Annotated in this window: 6 protein-coding genes; all 6 read right to left on the bottom strand. The window is 59.7% G+C overall.

The genetic code is table 11. The features are described 5' to 3' along the window. Window positions 1–548, bottom strand: a 548-nt coding sequence (locus VGU61_RS10550) for a GNAT family protein (RefSeq protein ID WP_326859080.1), incomplete at its 3' end; no start/stop codon positions are given. 74 nt (window positions 549–622) lie between these two features. Continuing rightward, complete coding sequence (locus VGU61_RS10545) at window positions 623–1,195, bottom strand: sugar transferase (protein WP_326859078.1); 573 nt, start codon at window positions 1,193–1,195, stop codon at window positions 623–625. A 63-nt stretch (window positions 1,196–1,258) separates the two neighbouring features. Beyond that, a complete protein-coding gene (locus VGU61_RS10540; protein WP_326859077.1) occupies window positions 1,259–2,407 on the bottom strand; it encodes a DegT/DnrJ/EryC1/StrS family aminotransferase in 1,149 nt (382 codons plus the stop codon). Between the two features lie 2 nt (window positions 2,408–2,409). Further along, window positions 2,410–3,018, bottom strand: coding sequence for an acyltransferase (locus VGU61_RS10535; RefSeq protein ID WP_326859076.1), 609 nt, complete (start codon window positions 3,016–3,018; stop codon window positions 2,410–2,412). A gap of 1 nt (window position 3,019) precedes the next feature. Beyond that, on the bottom strand, window positions 3,020–4,072 hold the full coding sequence (locus VGU61_RS10530) for a Gfo/Idh/MocA family oxidoreductase (RefSeq protein WP_326859075.1): 1,053 nt from the start codon (window positions 4,070–4,072) through the stop codon (window positions 3,020–3,022). Between the two features lie 43 nt (window positions 4,073–4,115). Continuing rightward, the coding region (locus tag VGU61_RS10525) for a UDP binding domain-containing protein (protein ID WP_326859074.1) at window positions 4,116–4,593 on the bottom strand (478 nt) is incomplete at its 5' end.

Raw genomic sequence — 4,593 nt, 5'->3', positions numbered from 1 at the left:
CGTTGCATGGAGCCAGGCGATTTCGCCTTTCCCTGGCCATATTCTTCCTCGATCATTCCCATCCGGATCAGGTCAATGTAACGTCCGTCCTTGTACACTGCTTGTCGCAGGCGGCCTTCCTCGACGAACCCGACTTTTCGGTATAGCTTGAGCGCGCGCTCGTTCGTCGCCAGTACCGTGAGATGAAGCCGGTGCAAATTGAGATCGTTAAATGCATGACGCAGTACGCTTCTAGTCGCGAACTCCCCGGCACCTTTTCCTTGATAAGCCTTGTCACCGATCCAGATTGCCTTTTCGGCATTGCGGTTGATCCAGTCGATTTCGAGTAGGTACACCACACCGATGAATTTTTCCGAGCCGGCTTCGCAGATGGCGAGCCGAATGTTGTTGAAACGGTTGGCAATGTATTCGTTGAACCAGTCGAGATCGGTCTCCTGCCCGACATAGCGAAATACCGCGTTCAGCTGACTCATCAGTTCCCGCTCATTGCGCCATTTCGTCAGCCGGGCCAGGTCGGCCCTGCCCAACTCCCGCAAAAAATAAGGCATGGCATTCCTTTTTCCTGCAACAGTTAAGATGGACTCGGGGAGCGCGAACGCAGCTCTCTGGAAGCGCGAAACTGTCAATGAGAAACACCGTCGCGCTGTACTACCTTCCATGCGGTCATTCCCAATATGCGCAGATCGAACAGGAGGGAGCGCCGCTGAAGATACTGGACATCCAGCCCAACTTTCTCCGGCAGCGGCAGCTCGTCACGCCCGTTGACCTGCGCCCATCCGGTCAGCCCCGGCATCAGTTCATGCACGCCGCGGCTGGTACGCATCGCGATCAGGTCGTCCTGATTGAACAGCGCAGGCCGCGGTCCTACCAAGCTCATGTCGCCTCGCAGAATGCTCCATAGCTGAGGCAACTCGTCGAGGCTGCTTCGGCGCAGAAAACTGCCGATAGGCGTCAGGTAGGCATTCGGATCACTCAGAAGATGCGTAGCGACCACCGGCGTACCGGTGCGCATCGTACGGAACTTCGGCATGCGAAAGACGGTATTGCGGATGCCGATGCGATCCGACCAATACAGCACCGGCCCTTTGGATGACAGGGCGACCAGCGCCGCAACCAGCAGGATCGGTATCAGCAGCGCCAGCACGGCCGCGATGGCAACCAGCAGATCGAACAGGCGCTTCGATACTGCAGCCATGTCAAGCGGCCTTGCCGTTTTGGCGAACGGCATCTTGGGAAGTTTTAATACCGGCATGGCGGCTCAACCGTTGCTTACCGTGTCCAGTGCGCCGAAGGCAACAGGCGGCACGGCCTGCGCCGTACTGTGCGCCTTGGCGCGCAACAGCAGATCGGCGACACGGGTAAGCGAATACACATCGAGATACGGGCCCATCGGCAAGCTGAGCACCCGCTGGGCCATTTGCGCCGCCACCGGAAAATGCTCTTTGGTGAAGTGGCGATACGCCGGTTGCAGCGGAATCGGTATCGGATAGTGAACCGCGGTCGGAACGTTGGCCTTGTTGAGGGTATCGCGCACTGCCTCGCGGTGATCCAGGAAGACGGTGTACTGCGCATATACGCTGTCGCGGTCAGGCCGCTGAATAACCCGCTCGACCTTATGCCCCAGCAACTCGTCGTACTGCGCGGCGATATGCTGGCGTTGCTCCAGCTCCCAGTCGAAGCGGTCAAGCTTGGCGAGCACGATTGCGCATTGCAGTGTGTCCATTCTGCCGCCGACACCGATGCGTGAATGACGGTAGCGCTGTTCCTGACCATGCACGCGGATTTCCCGCATGGCCTGGGCAAGGTCATCGTCGCTGGTGAAGATGGCGCCGCCGTCCCCGTAGCAGCCGAGCGGCTTGCTGGGAAAGAAACTGGTACAGCCGATGGTAGACAGGTTGCAGCTCTTGCGCCCTTTATAGGTCGCGCCGAAGCTTTGCGCGGCATCCTCGATCACGGTCAAGCCATGCCGGTCAGCGATCGCGTTGATCGCATCCATATCCGACGCCTGGCCGAACAGCGATACCGGCAGGATGGCGCGGGTGCGCGGCGTGATTTTCCGCTCGATCAGCGTGGCGTCGATATTGCAGGTGTCCGGCTCGATATCGGCGAATACCGGAACTGCGCCGATCAGCGCAATCACTTCCGCGGTAGCGACGAACGAGAACGGCGTGGTGATCACTTCGTCGCCCGGGCGAACGCCGATCGCCATGAGCGCAATCAGGAGGGCTTCAGTGCCTGACGCGACGGTGATGCAATGGCGGGCGCCGGTGTAGTCGGACAGCCGCTCCTCCAGTTCCTGCACTTCCGGTCCCATGATGTAGTGGCCGTGTTCAAGCACGGTGCGAATGCGCGCGTTGATGCTTGGGCGCAGAGTGTGGTACTGGGCTTTCAGATCGATGAATTCCATTTTTAACGAACCTTCTCTCTCTCGTCTTCGGTTTCCAGGCAGCGTTCGCATACGCCGTCAGTCAGGACATAGCGCTCCCGCGTCGCCGGGCAACGCGCCTGCGCATCGCCGCGCAGCGGCAGTGACAGCCGTTCGCCGTGGCGGCTCATCCAGCCGATCTGGCGTGCCGGCACGCCGGCCATCAGGGCATAGGCCGGCACGTCGCGTACGATGACCGCGCCGGCTGCGACGAACGCATACTCGCGCACGGTCACGCCGCAGACGATGGTGGCGTTGGCGCCAATAGTTGCGCCGCGCCGCACCAGGGTGCGCAGGTACTCGCCCTTCCGGTTGACCGCAGAACGCGGGTTGTAGACATTGGTGAACACCATGCTCGGGCCGCAGAACACGTCATCCTCGATGGTGACTGCGTCATAAACGGATACGTTGTTCTGTATCTTCACGTTGTTGCCGATACGCACGTCGTTGCCGACGAAGACGTTCTGACCGAGCGAACACTCGCGGCCTATCGAAGCGCCTGCGCACACATGGGCGAAGTGCCACACGCGCGTGCCGTCGCCGAGCACCGCGCCCCGGTCCACGATCGCACTGGAATGTATGGATACATCCATGTCAATGCTCCAGCGGCAGCGCGATGCGCTTGCCTTCACAGGCGGAGCGATAGGCGGCAACCAGTATTTCGAGAGTCTTCAAGCCCTGCCGGCCATCGGTTTCCGGATTTGCTTCGCCGCGCAACGCCTTGATAACGTTGTCGTAGTATTGCGCGTGTCCAAACCCGTACACGGAATCGGTTGCGTAACTCGATTCCTTGACACGCTGGTCGTCCTCATTCGGCTCGGCAAACTCCCAATGCTGCACCTCGTTCAGCGCGACGCCGCCGATACGCACCGTCCCCTTGTCGCCGAGGATGGTAATGCTGCCCTCGAAGTTTTTTGGATAGGCCAGCATGGTGACGTTGATCGAGCCGAGCGCGCCGTTGCGCCATTGCAGATTGATGACGCCGGTGTCCTCCACCTCGATATCGCGCTCCAGTGTCGCGGCGTACGCATGCAGGCTTTGCACAGGACCGATGAGCCATTGCGCGAGGTCGATGTAATGGCTTGCCTGGTTCATGAACGCACCACCGTCGTATTCCCAGGTGCCGCGCCATCCGGCGCTGTCGTAATATGCCTGCGGCCTGGTCCAGAACACATTCATGTTCATCATGTGAATGCGGCCAAAGCGCTTGTCGTCGATCGCCTTTTTCAGCATTTGCATGGTTGCGTTCAGCCGATTCTGCTTGACGACGAAGAGACGCACCCGTGCTTCATCGCAGGCCGCCACCATCCGCTTGCCGTCTTCCCAGCGGGTGGCCATCGGCTTTTCAGTGATGACATGGCGTCCGGCATGCGCGACCTGTATTGCCTGACTTGAATGCAGCCCCGAAGGCGTGGTCAGGATCACTGCATCCGCCTGGCAGTCGTCCAGCATGCCGGCAAGATTCCTGTAGGCGCGCGCGCCGGTGCGATAGGAAGCTTCTTCAAGCGCGCGCGAATCGGTATCGCAGACGCCGGCCAGCTCGCACATGTCCTTGTGGCGCTCGAGGGCGGCGAAATGGTTTCCGGCGATCCGGCCGCAGCCGGCCAGCGCAAAGCGCAGCTTGCGCTGGATTGGCATGGTTGACATGGTTGACATGGTTGGATAAGAGATCATGATTACTTTCCACCGTTCAGGACTTCACGACATTGGGCCGTTGCTCGGAATAGACGCCGCGTGTATCGACGATCAGTTGCGCATGTTTCTGGATCATGTCGTAGTTGAAGGCGCTATGGTTGGTAGCCAGCAACACGAGATCGTAGGAAGCGATGCTGTCGCGCGTGAGCTCGACACTCTCCAGGTCGAAGCGATGTTCACGCATTTTCGGAAATACCGGCACATGTGGATCCGAATATGCAATGCGAGCGCCTTTTTCCCGCAGCAGCTCCATCAGTTTTACCGACGGCGACTCGCGCATATCGTCGACATCCTTCTTGTACGCAATGCCCAGCACCAGGACGCTGCTGCCCCGAATGGAACGACCGCGGTCGTTCAGCGCCTCGCTTACCTTGCTGATGACCCAGCGCGGCATGTCGCTGTTGATCTCACCGGCCAGTTCGATGAAACGCGTATTGAGCCCGTACTGTCGCGCTTTCCAGGTCAGGTAGAAC

This window comes from Noviherbaspirillum sp. (assembly GCF_035944575.1).
Lineage (GTDB): Bacteria > Pseudomonadota > Gammaproteobacteria > Burkholderiales > Burkholderiaceae_D > Noviherbaspirillum.
Note: the sequence above shows the minus strand (reverse complement) of the source record. Positions and strands in the feature narration are given on the sequence as shown.